Annotated in this window: 16 protein-coding genes; 8 read left to right on the top strand and 8 right to left on the bottom strand. The window is 61.4% G+C overall.

The window, feature by feature from the left end; genetic code table 11:
• Nucleotides 1-79 precede the first annotated feature (79 nt).
• A complete protein-coding gene (gene uvrD / locus AD659_RS27595) occupies nucleotides 80-2,263 on the bottom strand; it encodes a DNA helicase II (protein ID WP_053126710.1) in 2,184 nt (727 codons plus the stop codon).
• Nucleotides 2,264-2,524: 261 nt separating this feature from the next.
• Between uvrD and AD659_RS27590 the strand changes: the two genes are divergently transcribed.
• From AD659_RS27590 to AD659_RS29645, 3 genes are all read left to right on the top strand, one after another.
• Nucleotides 2,525-5,395: a putative bifunctional diguanylate cyclase/phosphodiesterase gene (locus AD659_RS27590; protein ID WP_053126707.1), complete on the top strand. Its 2,871-nt coding sequence runs from the start codon at nucleotides 2,525-2,527 to the stop codon at nucleotides 5,393-5,395.
• Between the two features lie 230 nt (nucleotides 5,396-5,625).
• Nucleotides 5,626-6,492, top strand: a complete 867-nt coding sequence (hexR, locus tag AD659_RS27585; RefSeq protein ID WP_003187110.1) for a transcriptional regulator HexR — start codon at nucleotides 5,626-5,628, stop codon at nucleotides 6,490-6,492.
• Nucleotides 6,493-6,798: 306 nt separating this feature from the next.
• Nucleotides 6,799-7,008 carry a PA3496 family putative envelope integrity protein gene (locus AD659_RS29645; protein ID WP_080675527.1) on the top strand — a complete coding sequence of 70 codons (210 nt, stop codon included), beginning with the start codon at nucleotides 6,799-6,801 and terminating at the stop codon, nucleotides 7,006-7,008.
• Here AD659_RS29645 and AD659_RS27580 read toward each other — a convergent pair.
• Nucleotides 6,950-7,912 (bottom strand): LysR family transcriptional regulator, encoded by a 963-nt coding sequence (locus tag AD659_RS27580; protein ID WP_053126704.1) that lies wholly within the window; start codon nucleotides 7,910-7,912, stop codon nucleotides 6,950-6,952. The two genes, AD659_RS29645 and AD659_RS27580, sit on opposite strands and share 59 nt — an antisense overlap.
• A 187-nt stretch (nucleotides 7,913-8,099) precedes the next feature.
• On the opposite strand from AD659_RS27580, the gene AD659_RS27575 reads away from it, so the two are divergent.
• Nucleotides 8,100-9,515 (top strand): acetyl-CoA carboxylase biotin carboxylase subunit, encoded by a 1,416-nt coding sequence (locus AD659_RS27575; RefSeq protein WP_003187105.1) that lies wholly within the window; start codon nucleotides 8,100-8,102, stop codon nucleotides 9,513-9,515.
• Nucleotides 9,516-9,527: 12 nt separating this feature from the next.
• On the top strand, nucleotides 9,528-11,336 hold the full coding sequence (oadA, locus tag AD659_RS27570; protein WP_053126702.1) for a sodium-extruding oxaloacetate decarboxylase subunit alpha: 1,809 nt from the start codon (nucleotides 9,528-9,530) through the stop codon (nucleotides 11,334-11,336).
• Between the two features lie 64 nt (nucleotides 11,337-11,400).
• Here the strand turns inward: oadA and AD659_RS27565 are convergent, their stop codons facing one another.
• The 3 genes from AD659_RS27565 to AD659_RS27550 form a co-directional block, all read right to left on the bottom strand.
• Complete coding sequence (locus AD659_RS27565; protein ID WP_231987661.1) at nucleotides 11,401-13,002, bottom strand: autotransporter outer membrane beta-barrel domain-containing protein; 1,602 nt, start codon at nucleotides 13,000-13,002, stop codon at nucleotides 11,401-11,403.
• Nucleotides 13,003-14,108: 1,106 nt separating this feature from the next.
• Nucleotides 14,109-14,942 (bottom strand): amino acid ABC transporter permease, encoded by an 834-nt coding sequence (locus AD659_RS27555; RefSeq protein WP_053126697.1) that lies wholly within the window; start codon nucleotides 14,940-14,942, stop codon nucleotides 14,109-14,111.
• Complete coding sequence (locus AD659_RS27550) at nucleotides 14,939-15,760, bottom strand: ABC transporter substrate-binding protein (RefSeq protein WP_053126695.1); 822 nt, start codon at nucleotides 15,758-15,760, stop codon at nucleotides 14,939-14,941. Before AD659_RS27550 ends, AD659_RS27555 begins: the two co-directional genes overlap by 4 nt.
• Before the next feature lie 113 nt (nucleotides 15,761-15,873).
• Here AD659_RS27550 and AD659_RS27545 point away from each other — a divergent pair, with 113 nt between their 5' ends.
• Both AD659_RS27545 and AD659_RS30315 read left to right on the top strand, forming a co-directional pair.
• The gene (locus AD659_RS27545; protein ID WP_053126693.1) at nucleotides 15,874-16,773 is read left to right on the top strand and encodes a homocysteine S-methyltransferase family protein; all 900 of its coding nucleotides are present in this window, start codon (nucleotides 15,874-15,876) and stop codon (nucleotides 16,771-16,773) included.
• Between the two features lie 127 nt (nucleotides 16,774-16,900).
• Nucleotides 16,901-21,904 carry a dermonecrotic toxin domain-containing protein gene (locus AD659_RS30315; RefSeq protein WP_231987660.1) on the top strand — a complete coding sequence of 1,668 codons (5,004 nt, stop codon included), beginning with the start codon at nucleotides 16,901-16,903 and terminating at the stop codon, nucleotides 21,902-21,904.
• Nucleotides 21,905-22,109: 205 nt separating this feature from the next.
• Here the strand turns inward: AD659_RS30315 and AD659_RS27535 are convergent, their stop codons facing one another.
• Genes AD659_RS27535 through AD659_RS27525 form a run of 3 tightly spaced genes read right to left on the bottom strand, consistent with a single transcriptional unit; the run spans nucleotide 22,110 to nucleotide 23,882 of the window.
• Nucleotides 22,110-22,781: a GNAT family N-acetyltransferase gene (locus AD659_RS27535; RefSeq protein WP_053126691.1), complete on the bottom strand. Its 672-nt coding sequence runs from the start codon at nucleotides 22,779-22,781 to the stop codon at nucleotides 22,110-22,112.
• Nucleotides 22,782-22,791: 10 nt separating this feature from the next.
• Nucleotides 22,792-23,238: a GNAT family N-acetyltransferase gene (locus AD659_RS27530; protein ID WP_053126689.1), complete on the bottom strand. Its 447-nt coding sequence runs from the start codon at nucleotides 23,236-23,238 to the stop codon at nucleotides 22,792-22,794.
• A 2-nt stretch (nucleotides 23,239-23,240) separates the two neighbouring features.
• On the bottom strand, nucleotides 23,241-23,882 hold the full coding sequence (locus AD659_RS27525) for an FMN-binding negative transcriptional regulator (protein WP_053126687.1): 642 nt from the start codon (nucleotides 23,880-23,882) through the stop codon (nucleotides 23,241-23,243).
• Between the two features lie 100 nt (nucleotides 23,883-23,982).
• On the opposite strand from AD659_RS27525, the gene pdxR reads away from it, so the two are divergent.
• Entirely contained in the window at nucleotides 23,983-25,530 is a 1,548-nt protein-coding gene (gene pdxR / locus AD659_RS27520) for a MocR-like pyridoxine biosynthesis transcription factor PdxR (protein ID WP_053126685.1), read from the top strand.
• Nucleotides 25,531-25,538 lie beyond the last annotated feature (8 nt).

The raw sequence follows: 25,538 nt of genomic DNA, 5'->3' as shown, positions 1-25,538 counted from the left end.
GCGTGTCAGTCAGCATCAACAGTGGCTGATCTACCGCTATCGCGAGCAAGCTCGCTCCCACAGGGGCCTATGCGAATCTTTAGATCGCTTCGAGCTTGGCATATCCCAGCATCAGCCATTTGCTGCCTTCGCTGAAGTTCACCTGCACCCGGGCCTGGGCGCCGGCGCCTTCGAAGTTGAGGATCACACCGTCACCGAACACCGAATGGCGCACGGTCTGGCCGAGGCTGAAGCCGGTTTCCGGGATATCGCTGCCGCCGAACAGGCTGCTGGTGCTTTGCTGCTGGCCGCCGCCGAACGGTCGGCTGACACTGTTGGACAGCCGCACTTCCTGGATCAGTCCCTTCGGCACTTCACGTACGAAGCGCGACACTTTGTTGTAGGTCTCGCTGCCATACAAGCGTCGGGTTTCGGCGTAGGTCATGACCAGGTTCTGCATGGCGCGGGTGATACCGACATAGGCCAGGCGCCGTTCCTCTTCCAGGCGTCCCGGTTCTTCCAGGCTCATCTTGTGGGGGAACAGGCCTTCCTCCATGCCCACGAGGAACACGTAGGGGAATTCCAGGCCCTTGGCACTGTGCAGGGTCATCAGCTGGATGCTGTCTTCATGTTCGTCGGCCTGGGTGTCGCCGGCCTCCAGGGAGGCATGACCGAGGAAGGCCGAGAGGGGCGACAGGTCTGCGTCTTCTTCGGTGTTCTCGAAGTTGCGCGCGGCGCTGACCAGTTCCTCCAGGTTTTCCACCCGGGCCTGGCCTTTCTCGCCTTTTTCCGCTTCGTGGTAGGCGATCAGGCCGGACTGCTCGATGACGGTCTGGGTCATCAGGTGCAGGGGCATTTCCCCGCACTTGGCGGCCAGGTCTTCGATCAGGTCCATGAAGGCCTTCAGGGCACCGGCGGCGCGACCGGTCACGCCTTTGTTGCCGACCAGTTGGCGCATGGCTTCCCACATGGACACGTGGCTGTGGCGCGCGTGATCGCGAATCGCCTCGACGGTTTTCTCGCCGATGCCCCGCGTCGGTACGTTGATCACCCGCTCCAGGGCCGCGTCGTTGCCGCGACCTTCGATCAGGCGCAGGTAGGCCATGGCGTTCTTGATTTCCGCACGCTCGAAGAAGCGCTGGCCGCCGTAGATGCGGTAGGGAATCCGCTCACGCAACAGCGCTTCTTCCAGCACCCGCGATTGGGCGTTGGAACGGTACAGGATGGCGATGTCGCTGCGGGCCAGGCCGGTTTTCAGCGCGCTTTCGATGGTTTCCACCACGTAGCGGGCCTCATCGTGCTCATTGAAGGCGGCGTAGAGGTTGATGGCTTCGCCTTCGCCGCCATCGGTCCACAGTTCCTTGCCCAGGCGCCCGGTGTTGTTGGCGATCAGGGCGTTGGCGGCCTTGAGGATGCCGGCGGTGGAGCGGTAGTTCTGTTCCAGGCGGATCACTTCGGCGTCGGGGAAGTCCGCCGAGTACTGGTGAATGTTCTCGATCTTGGCGCCGCGCCAGCCGTAGATCGACTGGTCGTCGTCACCCACCACCATCAGGCTGTCGCCGCCCTTGGCGAGCAGGCGCAACCAGGCGTATTGCACGGCGTTGGTGTCCTGGAATTCGTCTACCAGTACATGCCGGAAGCGCTTTTGGTAGTGGGCCAGCAAGCCCGGGTGGTCGCGCCACAGGTCCAGGGCCCGCAGCAGCAGCTCGGAGAAGTCGATCACCCCGGCACGCTGGCACGCCGCCTCATAGGCTTCGTAGATGCTGCGCATGGTCGCCAGGAACAGGTCGCCGCTGGCCTGGATGTGCTGCGGGCGCAGGCCTTCGTCTTTCTGGCCGTTGATGAACCACTGGGCCTGACGGGCGGGCCAGCGTTGTTCGTCCAGGCCCAGCTCGCGGATCACCCGCTTGACCAGGCGCTGCTGGTCATCGCTGTCCAGGATCTGGAAGGTCTGGCTCAGCCCGGCCTCCTGCCAATGCGCCCGCAACAAGCGGTGCGCCAGGCCGTGGAACGTGCCGACCCACATGCCGGCGGGGTTGATGCCCATCAGTTGTTCGATACGATGGCGCATCTCGGCCGCGGCCTTGTTGGTGAACGTCACCGACAGGACCGAATGGGGCGAGGCGTTCTCGACCTGGATCAACCAGGCGATACGGTGCACCAGCACTCGGGTTTTACCGGAGCCAGCACCGGCCAGGACCAACTGACGACCCACGGAGGCGGCTACGGCCTGACGTTGGGCATCGTTGAGAGAGTTCAGCAGAAGGGAGAGATCATCGCGCATCGGGGCATTCTAGGGTGCGGCGTCACCCCGGGCAAACCGAGCTTTGCATCAGCCGATAAAAGACCGCTGGGTGATGACCGGTGAGTCACAGGCCACAGGCGTTGATAAGACTCGCTCGGGAGGGGCGTCACCCAATGAAATAGCGACTTTTTTCGGTGTTTTTGTGAGCTGGGGCAGTGTGGGATGGCCCATGGCTTGTGTATGCTCGGTGCTCGTTTCGGGTTCTCCACGCTTCACTGAATAAGAACAAGAACAGTGCCAATGACCCTCAATTCCGATCCGGCGGGCCCCTGTGTGGAACCGCGGATCATCTGCAAGCAGTACGCCATGGAGATGGCGGTCGAGCGTACACGTCTGCTTTATCAAGGTTCGCTGCTGCCTACGCTGTTCATGCTGCTCAACGGTCTGGTCTGCGCCGCGCTGTTATGGGAGCCACGACGTTATTTCCTGGTCAGCGTCTGGCTGGTCTGGTTGTTGTCGCTGGTGGCGTTGCGGGTGATCCAAGTGGCCGCGTTCGATTCGGCGATGCCAAGCCGCCAGGCGCACCCGATCTGGTTGCGTATGTTTTTGCTCGGCTCAGCGATGACGGGCCTGACCTTGGCCGGGGCTGGCATCGCGTTGGTCCCGGCCGACAGCTTCCAGCAGCAGGCCTGGGTGTTCGGCCTGATTGGCGCGGCCGCGCTGTCGGCCAGCGTGGCCTATGCAGTCAGTCTTCCGGCGTTCCTGTCGTTTACCTTGCCCTGCCTGTTACCCGCCATCGGCTATCTGTTCTGGGGCGGCGATGAGCAGCAACGGGGGTGGGGCTGGCTGGGGCTGATCGTGCTGGTTTCCCTGAGCGTGGTGGCCTGGCAGGTCAACCGCTTGATCCACAGCGGGATGCTGCGACGCTTCCAGAACCAGGCCCTGATCGAGCATCTGCAACAAACCCAAACCCGCGGCGCGCTGCTCAACGAGGCGCTGGGTCGGGAGGTCGAGCAACGCCGCTCGGCCGAGGAAAAGTTACGGGCGGCCCAGGTTGGCCTGGAGGCGCGGGTCGCGCAGCGCAGTCTGGAGCTGGAGGCCGCCAGCCAGGCCCTGAGCAAGAGCGAGGCGCGCCTGGCCCTGGCCCTCAAGGCCAGTGAGCTGGGGTTGTGGGATTGGAACCTGCAGACTGACGAAGTCCATCACACCCAGCTCAAGGAACTGTTTGGCCTGGAGCCCGAATACGTCACGGCGATGCTCAGCCATCTCACTCCGCGCCTGCATCCCCAAGACCTGCCGGCGCTCAAGCGGGCCTTGGTCGAACACCTCAAGGGCCGCAGCGAGGATTACCAGATCGAATACCGCGTGCGGCACGGCGATGGCCACTGGGTCTGGATCGAAGACCGCGGTCGGGCCGTGGAGCGCAGCGCCAGCGGACGGGTGTTGCGCATGGTCGGGACTCGGCGCGACATCAGCGCCAGCAAGGAACTCGAGCAGCAACGACAGCTGGCGGCCACAGTGTTCGAGGCCGCCAGCGAAGGGATTGTGATTTTCGACCCCAACTATGTGCTGCTTGCGGCCAACCAGGCGTTCACGCGAGTCACCGGCTTCAATATCGATGACATGCTCGGGCGCAACGTCGTCAACCTGCCGTGCAGCCGCGATGCGCGCCGGCATTACCCCATCATTCGCCAATCGCTCAAGGAGCACGGCACCTGGCAGGGCGAACTGGTGGAGGCGCGGGCCAACGGCGAGCTGTATCCGCAGTGGCTGCAACTGAACGTCGTGCGCAATGCTCGGGGAAATGTCAGTCATATCGTGGGCTTCTTCGCCGATCTTTCGGCACGACGTGAATCCGAAGAACGCATGCGCTACCTGACCCACTACGACGAGCTGACCGGGTTGGCGAATCGCTCGCTGTTCCGCGAGCGCCTGAACGAAGCTCATCAGCGGGTGCGCCAGGGCGGACGACGCAGCCTGGCGCTGTTGCATATCAACCTGGACCGTTTCAAGTTGCTCAACGACAGCCTCGGCCATGACATCGCCGACCAGTTGTTGCAGAAAATGGCACGGCGCCTGATCAATGCGCTGCCTGAGGCCGACACCATTGCCCGGCTATCCGGCGATGAGTTTGCGGTGTTGTTCGATGCCTATGGCAACCTTTCAAGCCTGGCGCGGGTGGCGACCCGATTGGCCGCCAAGCTGCGCGTGCCGCTGACCATCGAAGGCCATGAGCTGGTGCTCAGTGCCTCCATCGGCATCAGCCTGTTGCCCGACAACACGCGGGAAATCGCCACGCTGGTCAGCCAGGCGAACATGGCCATGCAGCATGCCAAGCATTTGGGGGGCAACAATTTCCAGTTCTACACCGAGAGCCTCCAGGCCAGCACGCTGGAGCGCCTGCAACTGGAGAACCAACTGCGCAAGGCTTTGGAAGAGCAACAACTGAAAGTTTTTTATCAGCCAAAACTGTGCCTGGCGACCGGTCGCCTGAACGCCGCCGAGGCGCTGGTGCGCTGGGATCATCCGGCCATGGGCCGGGTTCCGCCGGGGGATTTCATTGGCCTTGCCGAAGAGACCGGTCTGATCGGGCCGATTGGCGAGTTCGTGTTGCGCCAGGCCTGTTGGCAGGCCTGCGAGTGGCAGCGCCAGGGGCTCGCGCCGATCAGGGTGTCAGTCAATCTGTCGGTGCATCAATTACGCCAGGGCAAGCTCGTCAGCCTCGTGCGGCAAGTGCTGGAAGAAACCGGTCTGGAGCCCCAGTACCTGGAGCTGGAATTGACCGAGAGCCAGTTGCTCGACAGCGTTGAACACATCATCGCCACGTTCCAGCAATTGCGTGACCTTGGGGTCAAGCTGGCGATCGACGACTTTGGCACCGGCTACTCATCGCTGAGTTATCTCAAGCGCATCCCGGTGGATTACGTGAAGATTGACCAGGCGTTCATTCGCGGGCTGGGTGAGGCTAGCGTGGACATGGCCATTACCCGGGCGATCATTGCCATGGCCCACGGGTTGTCGCTCAAGGTAGTGGCTGAGGGCGTTGAGCGGCAGGAGCAGCTCGAGTTTCTCAGGAACGAGCGCTGTGATGAGGTGCAAGGGTATCTGATCAGCCGGCCGGTGGAGGCCGAGGGGCTGGCTGGGTTGTTACGGATGCAACGCTTGGATTGAATGAACCTGATTCCCGACAAGAACTTCCTGCCAGACGACTTTGTTGCCCTGCGGGAAGTGGTGTGTGGGCTTGCGTTGCGGCACAGGCTGCTACATCGGCGATCTTCGGCCAAAACAAAGGGGCAACGAGGCAATCCAGTTACGTTTTGGACGGGCAAAGAGCCAGTTCTTGTAGTATAACTACAAGCTTGCTACATCCCGGCACCTGCCCATAACAAGAGTCCAGCCCCTTGAACCTGTTGCAACACATCGCCCAGTCACGCCACTTGCTGCGCAAGTCGGAGCTGAAAGTCGCCGATCACGTCCTGCTTGATCCTGCGGCCGTGATGCATAGCTCCATGGCCGATCTTGCCCACAGCGTCGGCATCAGCGAACCGACCATCGTGCGCTTCTGCCGGGCCATCGGTTGCTCGGGCTTCCAGGACCTGAAACTCAAGCTGGCGCAAAGCCTGGCCGCCGGCGCGAGCTTTGGCCAGTTTGCGATCCATGAAGATGATTCAGTGGCGGACTACAGCCTGAAAATCTTCGACACTACCCTGCATACCCTCATGGAGGTTCGCGAGAAACTCGATCCGGTGGCATTGCAAAAAGCCGTCACGGCCATGTCTCAGGCCCAGCGTGTCGAGTTTTATGGCTTTGGCGCCTCGGGCGCGGTGGCGGCCGATGCCCAGCACAAGTTCTTCCGGTTGCTGCTGACGGCAGCGGCCTATTCCGACCCGCACATGCAGGCCATGTCGGCGGTGACCTTGAAACCCACCGATGTGGCGATCTGCATTTCCCAGTCGGGGCGTTCCAAGGATCTGCTGATTACCGCGAACCTGGTGCGCGAAAGCGGTGCCTCGCTGATCACCTTGTGCCCGAGCCAGACGCCACTGGCGGAGCTTTCCACGGTGAACCTGGCCATCGATGTGCATGAGGACACCGAAATCTACACGCCGCTGACCTCGCGCATCGCCCATCTGGTGGTGATCGATGTGCTGGCGATGGGCGTCGCCATGGCCCGTGGCCCAAGCCTGGTCAACCACCTCAAGAGCGTGAAGCGCAGCCTTCGCAGCCTGCGGTTGTCACCCAAGTCGGTGAAGGCGCTGGACGACTGAATCCCGAGCCCTGAGGTCGAGGGCTTCTGTGGCGAGGGAGCTTGCTCCCGCTCGGCTGCGGTAGGAGCTGCCGAAGGCTGCGATCTTTTGATTTTGATCTTTCGCTTTTGACTCAATTGTCAGTGGAAAGATCGCAGCCTCGCTCCGCTCGACAGCTCCTACATAGCTCCTGCGACCCAGCGCGAGCAAGCTCCCTCGCCACAGGGTTCATTTGCCCGAATTCATCGTTCTGTAACGCACGCGCCGCCAAACCGTCATCCCCCGCCGTCATCGTAAAGCTCCCGTATACGTCTTGGGAGTCTCGACATGACCCAGTCCTACGAAGAACGCAGCGCCGTCAAAACCCGTCGTCAGCAGGAAGACCAACGCCGCATGGCGTTCCGTCGTGCCATCGAAGACCGCTATGAACAGCGCCAGCTTCTGGCCGAGATCAGCGAATTTCCTGACGCGGTAGAGTTCAATTACTGGCAGGCAACGCCGGCGGCTTCCCGTCGAAACGCTCAACCAGGCCGATGATCTGAGCCCGCTCGCCACGAACGAAGGCCAGGAAGGCGTGGGCCACCGGTGACAGGCGCTTGGCCCTGGCCTGCACCAGGCACCAACTGCGGTACAGCGGCAATTCCTCCACCGGCAACTCGATGAGCGCGCCGGATGACAGTTCCCGGCTCACGGCGTGGCGCGTCAACAGCGCCACGCCCAGCCCGGCCACCACACACTCGCGCTGGGCCTCCGCCGACGCCACTTCCAGCGTCTGGGTGAAATGCACCCGTTTCTCCTTGAAGTACTCCTCGCAGGCCAGCCGCGTGCCGGATCCCGGTTCGCGCAACAGCAGCGTGTAGGGCTCCAAGTCCTGCAAACGCAGCGGACCCAGGTGACACAGCGGATGGTCGGGCGGCGCCACGGCGACGATCGGATTGTTGAGGAACGGCAGGAATTCCAGGCCCATGTCCTGGGGCACCATGGACATGATCACCAGGTCGTCACGGTTGTCCGAGAGCCGGCGGATGACCTGGCCGCGATTGACCACGGTGAGGTTCAGGTTGACTTCCGGATGCTGGCGCTTGAACGCGGCGAACAAATGCGGGACGAAGTATTTGGCGCTGGACTCCACTGCCAGCTTCAATTGGCCTTGCAGCGAACCCTGCATGTCCGACAGTTGCATATCGAGGTTTTCCAGGCGCCCGAAGATGTCCCGACTGGCCCGTTGCAGGGCTTCGGCGGCTTCGGTCATGTAGAGCTTCTTGCCGACATACTCGAACAGCGGCTGGCCAATGAGCTCTTCCAAGGATCGAATCTGTAGGCTAACGGCCGGTTGTGTGAGAGACATTTCATCAGCTGCACGGCTGTAGGACCTCAGGTCGCACACCTCGTTGAAAATCTGCAATTGACGCAATGTCATACGCATCAATGACTTACGCATTTTCTAAGCACTCAGGGGTAGGGCGGACAGCTCAACTATAAGTCTTTGCTTATGCATGACCCAATAATTATTCATTTTTGTTAATTCACAGCCAGGACTAGTGTGGAGCTGCGACCAATTGTTACATCTGGTCACGCGTCGGCCTGGACCCCAGGCCGTGGTATCACCGGCTCAAGGGAACCTCCAATTGATAACAAAGATCCTGATCGCCAACCGTGGTGAGATTGCCGTCCGCATCGTGCGCGCTTGCGCCGAGATGGGCATTCGCTCGGTCGCGGTCTACTCCGACGCGGACCGCCATGCGTTGCATGTCAAGCGTGCGGACGAGGCCCACAGCATCGGCGCCGATCCGCTGGCCGGCTACCTCAACCCGCGCAAACTGGTGAACCTGGCGGTGGAAACCGGCTGTGATGCCTTGCACCCCGGCTACGGTTTCCTTTCGGAAAACGCCGAACTGGCGGACATCTGCGCGGAACGCGGCATCAAATTCATTGGCCCCTCGGCAGAAGTCATTCGCCGCATGGGCGACAAGACCGAAGCGCGCCGCAGCATGATCAAGGCCGGTGTGCCGGTCACGCCGGGCACCGAAGGCAACGTGGCAGGCATCGAGGAGGCGCTGACCGAAGGTGATCGGATCGGTTACCCGGTGATGCTCAAGGCCACGTCGGGCGGTGGCGGTCGCGGTATCCGTCGCTGCAACAGCCGCGAAGAACTCGAACAGGCCTTCCCGCGGGTGATTTCCGAAGCCACCAAGGCATTCGGTTCGGCGGAAGTGTTCCTGGAAAAATGCATCGTCAATCCCAAGCACATCGAAGCGCAGATCCTCGGCGACAGTTTCGGCAACGTCGTGCACTTGTTCGAACGGGACTGCTCGATCCAGCGCCGTAACCAGAAGCTGATCGAAATCGCCCCGAGCCCGCAACTGACGCCTGAGCAGCGCGCCTACATCGGCGACCTGTCGGTGCGCGCCGCCAAGGCCGTGGGCTACGAGAATGCCGGCACCGTGGAGTTTTTGCTCGCCGAAGGCGAGGTGTACTTCATGGAGATGAACACCCGGGTGCAGGTAGAACACACCATCACCGAAGAAATCACCGGTATCGACATTGTTCGCGAACAGATCCGCATCGCCTCCGGGCTGCCGCTGTCGGTCAAGCAGGAAGACATCCAGCACCGGGGCTTTGCGTTGCAGTTCCGCATCAACGCCGAGGACCCGAAAAACAACTTCCTGCCCAGCTTCGGCAAGATCACCCGCTACTACGCCCCTGGCGGCCCGGGTGTGCGCACCGACACGGCGATCTACACCGGCTACACCATTCCACCGTTCTACGATTCGATGTGCCTGAAACTGGTGGTCTGGGCGCTGACCTGGGAAGAAGCGATGGACCGTGGCCTGCGGGCCCTGGATGACATGCGCCTGCAGGGGGTCAAGACCACCGCCGCGTATTACCAGGAGATCCTGCGCAATCCGGAATTCCGCAGCGGCCAGTTCAATACCAGCTTCGTTGAAAGCCACCCTGAACTGACCAACTACTCGATCAAGCGCAAACCCGAAGAGCTGGCCCTGGCCATCGCCGCCGCCATTGCCGCCCACGCAGGCCTGTAAGGAATCATGACAATGTCCAAGAAGATCCACGTTACCGACACAATCCTGCGCGACGCCCACCAATCGCTGCTCGCCACCCGCATGCGCACCGAAGACATGCTGCCGATCTGCGACAAGCTCGACAAAGTCGGCTATTGGTCGCTGGAAGTCTGGGGCGGCGCCACCTTCGACGCCTGCGTGCGCTTCCTGAAGGAAGACCCGTGGGAGCGCCTGCGCCAACTGCGTGCGGCGCTGCCCAACACGCGCTTGCAAATGCTCCTGCGCGGCCAGAACCTGCTGGGCTACCGCCATTACAGTGATGACGTGGTCAAGGCCTTCGTGGCCAAGGCCGCCGTCAACGGCATCGATGTGTTCCGTATTTTCGATGCGATGAACGACGTGCGGAACCTGCGGGTCGCCATCGAAGCGGTGAAAGCCGCCGGCAAGCACGCCCAGGGCACCATCGCCTACACCACCAGCCCGGTGCACACCATCGACGCGTTCGTGGCCCAGGCCAAGCAGATGGAAGCCATGGGTTGCGACTCGGTGGCGATCAAGGACATGGCCGGCCTGCTGACCCCGTATGCCACTGGCGAGCTGGTGAAAGCGCTGAAGAGCGAGCAATCGTTGCCGGTGTTCATCCACTCCCACGACACCGCCGGCCTGGCCGCGATGTGCCAGCTCAAGGCCGTCGAAAACGGTGCCGACCACATCGACACCGCGATCTCCAGCTTCGCCTGGGGCACCAGCCATCCGGGCACCGAATCGATGGTCGCGGCCCTTAAAGGCAGTGAATTCGACACCGGGCTGGACCTGGAGCTGCTGCAGGAAATCGGCCTGTACTTCTACGCCGTGCGCAAGAAGTACCACCAGTTCGAAAGTGAGTTCACCGCCGTGGACACCCGCGTCCAGGTCAACCAGGTACCGGGCGGGATGATCTCCAACCTTGCCAACCAGTTGAAAGAGCAGGGCGCACTGAACCGGATGAACGAAGTGCTGGCGGAGATCCCGCGCGTGCGCGAAGACCTCGGCTTCCCGCCCCTGGTGACCCCGACCTCGCAGATCGTCGGCACCCAGGCGTTCTTCAACGTCTTGGCCGGTGAACGCTACAAGACCATCACCAACGAAGTGAAGCTCTATCTGCAGGGCGGCTACGGCAAGGCGCCGGGCTCGGTGAGTGAGAAGCTGCGTCGCCAGGCCATCGGTAGCGAAGAAGTGATCGACGTGCGTCCGGCCGATTTGCTCAAGCCGGAAATGACCAAGCTGCGTGGCGAAATCGGTGCACTGGCCAAGTCCGAAGAGGACGTGCTGACCTACGCCATGTTCCCGGACATCGGTCGCAAGTTCCTCGAAGAACGCGAAGCCGGCACCTTGACCCCGGAAGTGCTGCTGCCGATCCCTGAGGCAGGCAGCGTGAGTTCCGCAGGCGGCGAAGGCGTGCCGACCGAGTTCGTCATCGACGTTCATGGCGAAACCTACCGCGTCGACATCACCGGTGTGGGCGTCAAGGCCGAAGGCAAGCGTCACTTCTACCTGTCCATCGATGGCATGCCGGAAGAGGTCGTGTTCGAACCGCTCAATGAATTCGTCGGCGGCGGCAGCAGCAAGCGCAAGCAAGCCACTGCGCCAGGCCATGTCAGCACCACCATGCCGGGCAACATCGTCGATGTCCTGGTCAAGGAAGGCGACGTGGTGAAGGCCGGCCAAGCGGTGCTGATCACCGAAGCCATGAAGATGGAAACCGAAGTGCAGGCGGCCATCGCCGGCAAGGTCACCGCCATTCACGTGGCCAAGGGCGACCGGGTCAACCCGGGCGAGATCCTGATCGAGATCGAAGGCTGACTGAACAGCCTCGATACAACGCTTTAACCTCGGGGGGGCATGTGCTCCCCTTTTTTTTTGCCTGTCAGAACATCATTCGCCACTGGCCCATCAGGGCACCGTTGCGGTTGTCCTTGCCGGTTTCACCGCTGTAGCTCAATCCAAAGGTATGCCGGGGCGAAACGGCCAGGTCCAGTCCCGCTTGCAGCAGAATGCTGTCGCGGTCCAGTTCGACCCCTTCGATCGTATAGGTGCCGCCGCCGCTTACCAGACGTTGGTGGGATGTGCCCCTGACGTTGCCGTACAAGTGTTTCCAGCCGACATCCAGCCGCGGTGTTAATCGCATGCCTCGGTCGAAAACCAAAGGGCGGGCGAGGCGCAGGCCGAGGTCGCTGCTGTAGTGTTCTTGTGCCTGGCCGTTGTACTGCAATGCGGCGTCTCCACCTTTTTCGGTATAGGCATCGCGTTGATAGCGCTGGTAACCCACCTGGACATAGGGTTCGATATCGAAATGTCCAATATCCAGGTTGTAGCCGACCTGTCCGAAGACCTGTTGCGTCGTGGCGTCGTAACGACCCTTGAGGCGATCCCTGAAACCATTGAATGCGACATGGCGCTTGGTGCTGCCGTCATGGTTGCCATAAACGGCCCCCAGCCGCAGCGCCAACGGCCCTTCCTGGCGCAAGGCGTAGGCGCCCACCAGCCAGCTGTCGAGCCGGCCATCGAATTGATGGCTGTCCAAGCGGGTTTGGGTCTTGCCGCCGATGATTCCCAGGCGCCAGGCAGGGCTGACGACCCAGTCGGTTCCCAGCATCAAGCCCTCGGTCTTATGCTTCAGGGCGTAACCGCCCAATGGCTTGCCGAGACTGCCGCTGTTGCCGATGGCCTGGACCCAGACCTGACCGTCGCCCCGTGTGTTTCCTGCTTGTATCGAGTCCATGGCCGAGAGCACGCCGGTGCTGATCGGTGCGACGCTGCTCAAGGTGGCGTTGCCCAGATCAGCGGTGTGGTAGCCACTCAGTTGATCAATGGCGTTGGCCGCCGTAATCATATCGGTGCCGAGCAGGGCATTGATGGCGGTATTGGGTGGCGCTTCGGTATTGATGGTTCTTGGTGGTTCGGTGGGAATGTGTGTCACGCCATGGTTGTCTGGCTTAACCGCAGACACCTGAGCGATGGCCGGGGCGACAATGGGGGTTGGCTCTGGCGGTGCCACCTGTTGCGGCTCTTCGATACTGGCCACGAATTTCCGTGCGTTGTCCGTGGTTGCTGCATCTTCAAACTGAACTTCATTACGCGTGTAGGTCAGGCCCACCTGTTTTGCGGTGTAGTCCACCGTCGCTGTCATGAACGCAAGTTCATTGACGATCGCCCCGAACTCCCCATCCACCTTCTTTGCATCGATCACGACGTGATTGCTGGTGCCGATGTATTCACCGGGCACGTTGACGATTTTCAGCGATGCATTGCCCAGTTTCGCGGTGCCGCCGACTTTGATCGTGGCGCTGCCGCCGTTTGGATGGATGCCGTAGAGCAATGTTGCGCCTGGCGCCAATTCAAGATTCCTTTTGATCGTCGGCGCCCCTCTCTCGGGGTCGACCGCCAACTGGCCGTGCACCTTCAGCGCGTTGACGGTGCCAGGACCGCTAAACGTGCCAGTCTGGTCCACGAAAACAGACTTGCCCACGCTTCCCTCGTTATGAAAGTCGCCGGCAACCTCTATCTCGGCACCAATTCGGCCGAGGTTGCGAAATTGGGTGTCCGCCGCAACCCGGCCTTTATGGCTGAAACTGATGTGGCGCGACCATTCGCCTTCCATGGTTGTGAACTTGGGCGGTCTGCTGGACGCCTTGGTCGAATTTTCGGGTTGGGTTTGCGGCTGGGGGGCTGTTTCAGAGGGGGGAGCAACAGCATCATCGGTCGATTGCCGGGCCATCGAAACATCGGCGCAACCGAGCACCAAGGCAATCGCCAGGGCGAGGTGTCGGGGTGGGTACACAGGTGGGGTAGGCATCGTGCGGTCTCTCATGAAGGGAACCCGCACTTTAAAAACTCACCCCGGAACGCGATGCCAGCCATCTCCTTGCGGTGGGCAAGACACAGCGGATGAAATCTGTAGGCTGCTTTTGCTGCAATCAGGGCATCGTTGCGTTGGCTTCCATGGCCTGAGGCATTGCCCTACAGCATGTGTAGATATTTCTGTTTGATTGAAGTCTGAGGGGGGGCGACCAGGTCATGCAGGTCAAATCTGGTCGGACGCGGCAGCATTACTAGATTTATGGCGGCTGTGCGGGGGACATCTTCGGGTGTGCCGGATTCTCTTGTCCGGTCGGCTAACCCGCGTACAGCTGCCACCTACATTCGTTTAGCCGCGAACGGTGGTAGCTCCCAACTCAAGAGAGCAACCCGATGATCAGGTACCACGCCGTTCAAGCCAATACCAGCGTCGGCGCCACACTGTTTATCGACACAGAAGCTGGTGCCTCCGATCTTCTGGAAACTGCTGCGCATCGCATCAGAGCCGGCCGAGACTTAGGGTTCCGCCCTGACGGCGGGTCACTTTCGAAAAGCCGGAATGCCGGGTTGCCCACTGCGCAATTCCTTCGTTCAGCCATCGTGGTTAACGGGACGCCGAGCCTAGGCGAGGTGCCAAGTGGTGGGGCAGAAGCGTTTTGCTTACTTTTGACTGCTTCCGAGCTTCTCAACAGTGAGCTGCCGTCAGGGCGGAACCCTAAGTGGCCGTGACCGCAGAAATGGATATGCACACTGTCCTCAAAGGCACCTCGGAACAGCTCAACGATTATTCAGATAAGCCTTCCCATAGTGCCGCTCCATCCGCGCCTGAATCAGCTCCAGCGCAATGGACATCAACCAATAGATAATCGCCGCCGTCGTCAGCATCTCGATATAACGATAACTGGAACGCCCATAAGACTGCGCCAGAAACATCACCTCCCAAACCCCCATCACCGAGATCAGCGAGGAGTCCTTGAGCATGGAGATAAACTGGTTGGTCGTCGGCGGAATGATAGTGCGCATGGCCTGGGGCAGGGTGACGCGCCAGAAGATCACGGTTTCGCTCAAGCCCAGGGCCAGGGAGGCTTCGCGTTGGCCGTTGGGGACGCCGAGGATGCCGGCGCGGAAGATCTCGCTCAGGTAGGCGCCGTAGTTCAGCGACAGGGCAATGATCCCGGCAGCGACGGCGCCCGGGACGACACCCAGTTGAGGCAAGCCCAGGTAGATCAACAGAATCTGGATCAGCAGTGGCGTGCCGCGAAAGAACGACGCATAGAAACTGGCGATGCCGAACGCCACCGCGCTGCTGGACAGCCGCGCCAGGGCGGTGATGAAGCCCAGCAATGACGAGGCGACGATCGAACACAGGCACAAAAACAACGTCAGCACCGCGCCCTGCAAAAAGCCATTGGGCGCCAAATGCATGCCCAGCAGGTTCGGCAGTTTGTCGAGGATGATGGAGAACTTCAGGTCGAAGCTCAGGAAGAAACTCGCGAACAGCACCAGCATGGCCGCCCAGGTCAGGTACAGCCGGGTGCGAAAGCCGAAGATTTTTTGCAGGCGTGATTCAGCCACCGTAGGCGGTGGCTGAGGCGGTGGAAAAGAAGTCATTGGGTGATGTCGGCGCCGATCCATTTCTGCGAGAGTTTGCTCAAGGTGCCGTCCTGTTTCAACTGGGCAAAGACTTCACGCACCTTGCTGTCCCATTGGGCGTCGCCCTTTTCGATGGCCACCGAGTTCGGTTCGGAGTAGAGCGACGCGCCGGCCAGCTTGAAGCGCTTGTCTTCGGTCAGGCGCGGCTGCGCGGTCACCAGGTTGGTCAGCACTGCGTCCAGGCGCACCCCGGCGCCCAGGCCCAGGTCCTGGAACGCCACGTTGTCGGTGTCGTAGGGGGCGATCTGCACGTCCTCGAACGGGTAGCTCAGTTGGGTGTCCTCGGCGCCTTCGATCACCAGGTTCTTGTTCAGGTAGCTCTCGTAGCTGGAGGCGCTGGTCAGGCCAACCTTCTTGCCGCTCAGGTCCTTGGCGCCGTGGATACGGTCGTCCTTGGCGTTGACCACGATCACCGCTGGCGAAGCGTAATACTGCACCGGGAAGTCGAACACTTCGGCGCGGGCCTTGCTCGGCGTCATCGAGCAGATGCAGATGTCATAGCGCCCGCTCCAGTGACCGGCCGCGATCACGTCCCAGGACGGCGTTTCCAGGCGCAGCTTCACGCCCAGTTTCTGCGCCACGGCCTTGGCGACGTCCACGTCAAAACCGTCGAGCTGGTTCTGATCGTTGAGGAACGAGAAAGGCGGATAACTTTCCATCAGCACACCAACCAACTCTTTTTTCTGTTCGATGCGATCCAGCGTGGCGCCGGCGAATGCTTGCGAGGAGGCAGCCAGCAGCGTCAGGCCCAGGGCCAGCAATGGTTGTAATTTCATGTGAGGGCCCTGTTAGAAAAATAAGTTGTAGTTCTCTGAATGGTGCGTATTAAATAGTTATAAGAACAACTCCGGTAGTGAGTATTTTTCATAAGCTTATGAGTGAATCGCATATGGGCGCAGTAACGACAGTTATTCTCGATGGCGGCATGGGCCGTGAACTGCAACGCCGTGGCGCGCCGTTCCGACAGCCCGAGTGGTCGGCGCTGGCCTTGAGCGAAGCGCCCCAGGCGGTGGAAGCCGTGCATGCGGCCTACATTGCCAGCGGCGCCAACGTGATCACGAGCAACAGCTATGCCGTGGTGCCGTTTCATATTGGCGAAGCGCGGTTCGCCGCCGAAGGCCAGGCCTTGGCTGCGCTGGCTGGCGAGTTGGCGCAACGGGCGGTGCAGGCTTCAGGCAAAGCGGTGCGGGTAGCCGGGTCGTTGCCGCCGCTGTTCGGCTCCTATCGGCCGGACCTGTTCGACGCTTCCCGCGCCAGTGAACTGTTGGCGCCCCTGGTGAACGGCCTGGCGCCCCATGTCGACCTGTGGCTGGCCGAGACCCAAAGCTCCACGGTCGAAGCGCGGGCGATTCACGCCGGGTTGCCGAAAGACGGCAAGCCGTTCTGGCTGTCGTTCACCCTGAAAGACGAAGACACCGATGAAGTGCCGCGCCTGCGCTCCGGCGAGCCGGTGGCGGACGCCGCGGCAGTAGCGGCCGAGCTGGGCGTCGAAGTGCTGTTGTTCAACTGCAGCCAACCGGAAGTGATCGGCGCGGCCATCGATGCGGCGCGGGCCACCTTCGAGCGCTTGGGGGTGAAGATCGACATCGGTGCCTACGCCAACGCCTTCCCGCCGCAACCGAAGGAAGCGACGGCCAACGATGGTTTGGACCCGCTGCGCGAAGACCTCGACCCACCGGGTTATCTGCAATGGGCGGCGGACTGGCGCAAGCGCGGGGCCAACCACCTGGGCGGCTGCTGTGGGATCGGGCCGGAGCACATTGCCGTGTTGGCGCAACAGCTGGACTGAGTAGCCGGGCAGGACATCCAAGCTTACGATTCTCGTCGCTTGCGCGGCGATGCCTATACATATGTATGTCATTTGCGCTTTTGCGACGGGATAGGGTCCGGTTTCCTCAATCAAACCGGGCCCTTGAATGTCTACTTTTTCCGAAGATGCGCCAGGCGCGCCATCGAATCCCTCTGTTGTCCACCTCAAACCCACCGACGTGTTACCCAGCGGCCCCGACAGCGCGGCTCAAGCCGACTTGCTCAGCCCCAAGGGAAAAGAACAGGCCAGGTTATTGGGTTTGCTGGATACCAACCAAGCGAAACTGGCGCGTCTGTTCGCCAGTCTTCCGACGTTCGACAGCGTGCTCAAACGTTTGCTGGTCGACACACTCCAGACAAAAATCCCCTCGCGTAAGTTACGCACCTCACGGCCTGATGAGATTGATCCGGACTTCTGCTATGTGGGGCACTTCACGGCTGACTCCAACGGCGGGCGCTCGCTGACGACTTCGCAGAGTTTTACCGACGTCCTGTGGCGTTGCATGCAGACGGATACGCCCGAGACCTATACGGGCGGCGGCGTGGGTTTTTTCACCCGTCCAGACTCGGTGAAGGAGGCTGACAGCCTGTTTGTCGATCCGCTGGACGCGCAGGATCTACGGGCCATGGAGGCGGTGCTCTATCTCACCAACCCCACCATGAATGAGCGCGTGAAGCGCCAGTTTCGCGACGACTTGACCCTGTTTCGCAGTCGCCCCTACCGCGAAGACAACCTCGAACTGCCCACCACGGCGGCCGCCTTCGCTCATTGGCTTTCCCTGCGATTCCTGCATCTTTTCAACCTTTACAAAGTCGATCGGCGGCCGGCCTCCCAACTCACGCCCAGTGAGCGCATCCAGCAGAAAGATGAAGACCGCCTGCTGGACATCATCACCACCCATCCTGCCAAGGCGGACCGAAACCGGTTGCTGCTGGCTCCTATTCCCCACGTCTACACCGTGATGCTGGACATGGGGACGGCGGCACCGCAGAAATGGCCTGCCGCGATGGTGATCAAGTTTACCGATCGCCTGACGTTGTTCCTGTACTCCCTGGAAGGTGGGTTACAGCGATTCCGCTCGGTACAAGACCTGATCAGCAACGTGCACCCGACCCACGATGGGCAGGAGCGCACCATCCTGGATATAACGACCGAACTGTCCGGGCATGTGTTTGAGGTGGCGGTGGATGACCTGCTGCAGTTGCAAAGCGCTGCACTGGAAACGGCCTTGAACGCGCCAGGCAACGAGACGCTCGCGTTGAACACCTTCGCGCAACGCGTGGAAAGTGCGCTCAGCTTGCCCATGTTGGCACTGGCCGAGCCCCTGGCGGTGCGCCAGCAAACCCTGGTGGAAAACAATCGCCCGGGTTTCTACCGGGCCGCGACCCGCTCCGAGCAAGCCCATTATCGTCGTCTGGAAGGGCAGGTGTTCAAGGCCGTCTACGCCTTGGGTGGCGGTGTGCAGACGTTGCTGCAGTTCACTCGCCAGCAGATCAGGCAGTACCTTGAGCGCACCGTGTATCCGGGCATCGAGCCGGACCCGGACAAAACCATGATCACGCTGTTCCAGGGCGGCAATGCCCGTCCGAGTCAGTTTCGCAGCAGCAGCCTGACCCAATTGATGCTCGATAACCTGCGCCCGCATCAGTACCCGAATGCGATGCGCGAAGTCCTGCCGGTTTATCTGCTCGATCGACATGGCCAACGGGTCAAGCATCCCGCCAATGGCTTTTTCGTCACGTTGACGGGCCAGCAATTGGCGCGGATGGCGAACGAGCTTGATGTCGGGGGCCGTTATGAAACCCTGCTGCGCAGGGAGATGAACAAACCTCAATACAAGGCCGCGTGGCAAGCGGCGTATCTGGCCAATTTGCAATTCAAGGGCTACGAGGCCGCGCTCAGGGGCGACGAGGTGTTCAAGGCCTCCGTGCTGGATAAGGCTTTCAATCCACCGAGGTCACGCAAGCGGGTGGCTCTCTGGCTGGACGCGGTCCTGGGTTCACCGACAGCGGCGGGGCGTGCGTGGGTCGACGGGCGCAAGGTCTGCGTCCATGGACTGGTATTGGGCGGCAGCGTCGGGGCAGGAGAGCAGCGAGATGCGCTGAATAATGCGGTCAGCATCGATGGTGTATTGATTTTTTCCGATCAGGACGGCCCGGATATCCAGGGCACCGTGGGCGTTTATTTCCCGGACAGCCCCGGTGGTGACGATTTCCGCGAGTTCGCTGACCTGAGCGACGGCATTGCCGGGCTGTTGCCGGAAGAACAATGGCAGGCGTACTTCCGTTCGCGCATTTCCACGCTGGATCCCGGGCAGATCAAGCGCTTGTTGGGGCAGCAAGGCGGTCGACCGTTGATTCGTGGGGTGCTGTTGAGCGGCGATCTGTTTGAGGTTCTTCATAAGGCCTATGTCGAATTCCAAAGCGCCTACGCGGATCACCGCTCCAACAGCAACCGGGACATCAGTCATCAAACCGCTGTGAAGTTGGCGATGATGACCGTCGAGCTCATTTTTGACCTGGCTGGTCTGCTACTGATACCGGGTTTCCAGCTGCTCAAGCGCGCCATCAAGACCGGCTTGCTGGTGCTCAAGACCGGCGCTGTCCCGACGAACCTGCCCACCCTGGCGTTCGTCGATCGCGTGGCCAACCATGTGCAGAAAGGGTTGGCCGGTGGGGTGAGCGTTCCGGTGCGCGGCAAGTCCACTTTCCTGGCGATGACGGCTCGCCAGAACCCGGCCGAAGCGTCAGCCGGACTGCCGCTGGAAGAGGCGCTTTATCGCCGTTATGCGGTGACGGATACGTCGTTGCTGCAAGGGGTCACGCCGGATCCCCAGGGTTTTTATCGCCCCACGCTCACACAGAACGCCACGGGGAGCGTGACCCGCCCGGTGTATGTGCGGCAACCCGACGGAACGGTGTTCCGGGTGCACGACCATACGCGGTTGAGGGCCACCGAGGCGAACATCGTCGACCCTGCCACGGGGTTGAGTATCCGTTCCAGTGGCGTGATGAGGAGTACCGTGGCGCGGATGCCCGATGGGGAATGGCGCGCAGTAGGACACGGCTGGGGCGGCGGCAAGCGCTCGCGGGGGACGTCCCCTCAGCCAGGCCCGTCAAACCCCAAGCGGCCTGCCGCATTGCCTCGCAGCGCTGCCAATCTGGTGCGTACGCCGAACGAGTGGGACGTCGAGATCATGGACCTGGTCCCGGCCCTCATCACCCGGCTACCGAATTGGCCACGCAACCGCAGCTTGTTGATCATCGAGCAAAGGCCGGAGCGTCAGGACTGGTCGGTGCGTTTTACCCCGGGGCAGGTTGAACGGGCTTATCCAGCGATCGATCATCCGCTTAGATCCGGCGCAGATGTCGTCTTGAGGCGAATCGGTGAGAACCATTACAACCTGGTGCCGAGCGAGGGTAACGAGATCGAGTTCGATGCCGACGGCGACTGTTTCTTCAATGCCGTCGCCCGGGGATTGAATGAGGGGCAGGCACCGGAGCGGTTTTCGATGCAGGGATTGCGTAATGACGTCGCCGACTACATCGACTTGCATCCAGAAGTGAATGACTACCTGGTGGCGCAACCCTCCGTTATTCAGCAGGCGCTTTCTGATAATGCGCGGACGCTGGCTGAAATAATGGACGAGCAGGCAGTGCTCGACCTGACCCAAGTCATCTATGGAGGTGCCAATCCACATGGCTTGTTTCAGCCGATCCGCAATTACTTGGACCTTTACGGTAGAGCGCTGGGCCGCCGGGAGTTGAGCCAAGCAAAGCGTGGTGACTTACCACGGGAAATCCTGCAATACATCGGGAGCTATTTATCACCCCGGCCGCCGGGACGCCTGATGCTGAGCAGCATTCCGTACTACACGCAAAAAAGTCAGGCCTTGCAGGCATTCTTCGAGGACGTGCTGTTGCAGCCCATCGACAGCCGGGAAATCGCCGAACTGCTCAATAACGAATTCCTCATGCTCTCCCAAGATGTGATGCACATCATGCTTGAGTACGGCGTTCGGGCCCGTAACCTGACAGACCATCACCCCCGCAATGAGATGGCCTACGTCAAATACGACGAGGCCGTGCACGGCCAGCTCACTGACGATCAACTCGACGAACAGCTCAAGGGTGCTCTTTTGGTCGATCGCGACGACCTGAAGGACGTGGCAAGACGATTCGAGCGTGAAACGGGCACCGTCATCGCTGACGATATCGACCTGATGGACCAGTTCATGTACTACGACAGGGTCGAGGACCTCACGGACTTGCTCATCGTGTCCCTTGAGCGTTACCCCGTCTTGTTGGCGCGGGCCCAGACCCTCCTGCGCAGCCCGGTGATCGCTTCCAACCTGGGCGGTCTGTTTCCGGTGAATACCCTTGCGGCATGGATACGCAATCCGGCGCTGAATGACGCGCGCCTTCAAATCATCGCCGAATACGCCGGTAGCCGTTACAAAGAGCTGGTGAGAAGAGGCGACATCGATATTGATTGGATGCGGCCGTTCGATGATCGCAACCTGCGCAATCTGGTTTACCAGCAGGACGCCTTGGTGAGTTTTTGGGATTTTCTCCAAGGCGTTCGGTATCTCGATGAGAGCAATATGTCGACAGCCACGGGGTTGTTCAGCGTTTCCGGGCAAATGGCTTCCAATAGCCGGATTGCGGTTTTGTTCGAGACCCCGAACCTGTGGCAATCGATTCAGAATATGCCGGGCATCTCACCGCGCAGCGCTCGGCGAATCTGGGAAGATTTGGTGGGCCCGCAATTCAGTGATGAGAATATCCGACGAACATTGGCGCAGCGTGATTCGCTGAGTTCCGAGTCGGCGTTCACCAGCGCCTTGATCGACAGCCTGACCCTCGACGAAGCCCACGCCCATCAGGTCATTCTCGGCGCCTATGGCGTGACCCCAAGGCAAGTCCTGCATTTTCTGAATAATTTTGATTTTCCAGGGACGCTTGCAGAGCACAGCCGCCTGGCGCTCGCGCTTTACTTGAGTCGTCGTGGATCGATACCGGATTGGGCCTGGCAATATGCCCGGCCGGGGGTGACACCTGAATCGCTGCGGTCGTTCCTGGCCGCACGCAAGGCGTCGAAACCAGATTGATTCGAGCCGTTTCTGTGGCGAGGGAGCTTGCTCCCGCTGGGCTGCGCAGCAGCCCAAAAGGCCTGACACAATCAGCCTGACCCACCGAGGCGGCAGGTTATAGGGCTGCTTTGCACCTCAGCGGGAGCAAGCTCCCTCGCCACAAGTGTCGTGGTGAGGCGGAGATTGGATTCCGGCCAGCCACGTTAGGTGGTTGGCATCGAACCTAGGACCGGCATTCCACCAAACCGCGCACTTGCCCGTCCTCGCGCTGGTTCTCCTCGCTCAACCAGCGTTCGAACCCGGCGCCGATGGCGGGCCATTCCGAATCCAGCATCGAGTACCAGGCGGTGTCGCGGTTCTGGCCCTTGACCACCATGTGCTGGCGGAACACGCCTTCGAACGTGAACCCCAGCCGCTCGGCTGCATATTTGGAGCGGGCGTTGGCGTTGTTGCACTTCCATTCCAGGCGGCGATATCCCAGGGCGAACGATTCTTTTGCCAGCAGATATACCGCCTCGGTGCTTTTTGGCGAGCGCTGCATCGGCGCGCCGAACGTCACATGGCCGATCTCGATGCGGCCCTGGGCCGGCACGATCGACATGAGGCTGAGAATGCCCTGCACCTCGCCGCTGGCGCGGTCGATCACGCTGAAGAAATACGGGTCGGTGTTGGCGGCATGGTTGTTCAGCCAGGCATCGAACGCGCCGCGCTCCTTGAACGGGCCATAGGGCAAGTAATCCCAGAGTTTCGGGTCAGCCCCGGGCCCTTCAAGGGCTTGCCACAGGCCATCGGCGTGTCGCGCCGGGTCGAGTTTTTCCAGGCGGATGAAACGCCCTTCGAGCAACTGCGCGGAGGGTGCCGGCGCACCTTTCCAATCAGCGAGTGAAGACGACATGCGGCGCTCCTTAAAGGGCTTTGCGAAATTGAATGAAGCCTGGGCGCTCGGCGATGCGCGCGTAGAGTTGGATCGCCGTGGCGTTGGTTTCGTGGGTCAACCAGTGCACCTTGCAGCAACCGTCGGCCTTGGCGGTGGCGTAGACGAACTCGATGAGCTGGCGACCCACACCGGTGCCACGGCTCTGTTGCGTCACCAGCAGGTCTTGCAGGTAGCAGGAATTCTCGATGCTCCAGTTCGACCGGTGATAGATAAAGTGCACCAGGCCCACCGCCGTGTCGCCCTGCCAGGCCAGGGCAGCATGGGTCGGTTCACGTTCATCGAGCAAGCGCTGCCAGGTGCTTCGGGTCACCGCGTCCGGCAATTCGGTGTTGTAGAAGCGCAGGTAGGCTTGCCACAGCGGCAGCCAGGCGGCGTGGTCGTCGGTGCTGACGCGGCGGATGTCGAGTTGGCTCATGTTCACTCCTTGGACGATTGTTCAGGCATCAGGTGGGCGAGGACCCGGTCCTGCGGATCGGGGCTGGCGGCGAGTCCGTTGCGTACCCCGGCGACATCGGCGGGGCTGCGGTTCTGGCTGAGCTTGCGCTTGCCTTCCAAACGCTGGATGGGCAGGGCGAAGCCGACGATGGCCTTGAGAATGCTGTCGATGTACTCGGCCGGTGCATCATCGAGCTTCCATGGCTGTTCGCGAGTGGATTCGTGGCGGTCGGTGAGGGCGCTGACCAGATTGCGCAGGCGATGAGGGTCGCTGAACACCTCGGCACTGCCGTAGGCGTGTACGGCCACGTAGTTCCAGGTTGGCACGACTTTGCCGTGTTCGGCCTTGCTCGGGTAGAAAGCCGGGCTGACGTAAGCCTCGGCACCGGCGAAGATCACCAGGGCCTCGGCGCCCGCTTCGAGATCGCGCCATTGTGGATTGGCCCGGGCCATGTGCCCGTAGAGGCTGCCATTCGGCCCCTGTTGCGGGTCCAGCAATAGCGGTAGGTGGCTGGCCTGCAAACCATGTTCACCGTGGGTGACCAATACGGCCAGGCGGCAGTCGCCCATCATCTGGTGCAGTTGGGGCAGGTCTTCGACAGCAAAGGCTTTGGGGTTGTACATGATGATTTTCCTTGGCGAATGCGAGCATCCTAGGCAGGCTATTGGTCTGTTGTAAGAGCCACTTCTGGCCAATTCGATAGGTCCATTCGTGAGGGCTGTCATGCACAACGCCGCGCCGCCACTGTCGTTCAATCCCGCTGGCATCGAACTGGACCGCCGCCAGGGGCTCAGCCGTCAGCTTTACCAGGCATTGCGTGCCCGGATTCTGGACGGACGACTGGCCAGTGGCACGCGCCTGCCGGCCAGCCGTGATCTGGCGGCAGCGTTGTCGATCTCGCGCAACAGCGTGGTACGGGCCTACGACCAGCTCTATGCCGAGGGTTTCATCGAAGGGCGGGTCGGAGACGGGACTTACGTGGCGAAACTGTCCTCGACGACACTCCCGTTGAAAAACATATCCACAAAAGTATCCACAGGGTTTTCAACAGGCTTACCCACAGCCTTATCCACAGATTGGCTCGATTTGCCTGTGGTTCCATCCAGTAAAGTTATCCACAGCGGTGCGCTGAACCGCGTCGAAAAACACCATTTGCCTCAGCCACCCAGCGGCCCGCCGCGAGCGTTCAGGGTCGGTGTACCGGCGTTCGATCTGTTCCCTTTCGACGTCTGGGCCAAGCTGAATGCGGCTTTCTGGCGCAAGCCGGACCTGCAACAGCTGTGTTATGGCGATTCCCAGGGAGATGCGCGCTTGCGCGGACTGATCGCCGCCTACTTGCGCAGCTCCCGAGGGTTGCAGTGCACGGCTGAACAAATTGTGATCACCAGCGGCGCCCAGCAGGGCATTAGCCTTTGTGCACAGCTGCTGGTGGACCCGGGTGACGTCGTGGCGGTGGAAAACCCCGGCTATCGCGCGGCCGGGCATGCGTTCGCCGTGGCCGGTGCCGACGTCAGGGGCGTGCCGGTCGATGGCGATGGCTTGGATTGCGCAGCGCTCGGTGGGTTGAGCCACTGTCGACTGGCCTATGTCACCCCGTCCCACCAGTACCCGACCGGGGTCGTCATGAGCCTGCCACGGCGCCTGGAGCTGCTGGCCTGGGCCGAACGCAATGACGGCTGGATCGTCGAGGACGACTACGATGGCGAGTACCGCTACAGCGGCGCACCGCTGGCGCCCTTGGCGGCATTGGATCGCCAAGGCCGGGTGCTTTACGTCGGCACGTTCGGCAAAGTGGCGTTCCCGGCCCTGCGCCTGGGCTACCTGGTGCTGCCGCCAGGCTTGGTCGATGCCTTCGCCCGGCGCCGCGCCGTGGACGTGCGTCACTCCGAAGTCAGCACCCAGGCGGTGATGGCCGAGTTCATGGCCGCCGGGCATTTCCAGCGGCATATCCGGCGGATGCGCAGGGCCGCCCTGGCTCGGCGTGACGCGTTGCTGGCGGGCTGGCCGAACGCGATTGCAGGCGTCGGAGCCATGCCCACGGTGGTGGCCGGGCTGCATGTCACCGTGCCGGTGGACAGCGTTGAGCGTGAGCGCGAACTGATCGCCCAGGCGGTCAGCGTAGGTGTCGAGGTCAATGGCTTGAGTAGTTATTGGTTGCCCACCACGACGTCGTCCCAGGTGCGTGCCGGGCTGGTGCTGGGGTTCGCGGCCGTCCCGCCAGCGGCGATAGACATCGCGCTGGCGAGCCTGGCGGGCGCCTGGAAAACCTGACGGCTGGC

Origin of the sequence: Pseudomonas thivervalensis, from assembly GCF_001269655.1 — a bacterium.
In the GTDB taxonomy this organism is placed as follows: Bacteria; Pseudomonadota; Gammaproteobacteria; order Pseudomonadales; family Pseudomonadaceae; genus Aquipseudomonas; species Aquipseudomonas thivervalensis.
Note: the sequence above shows the minus strand (reverse complement) of the source record. Positions and strands in the feature narration are given on the sequence as shown.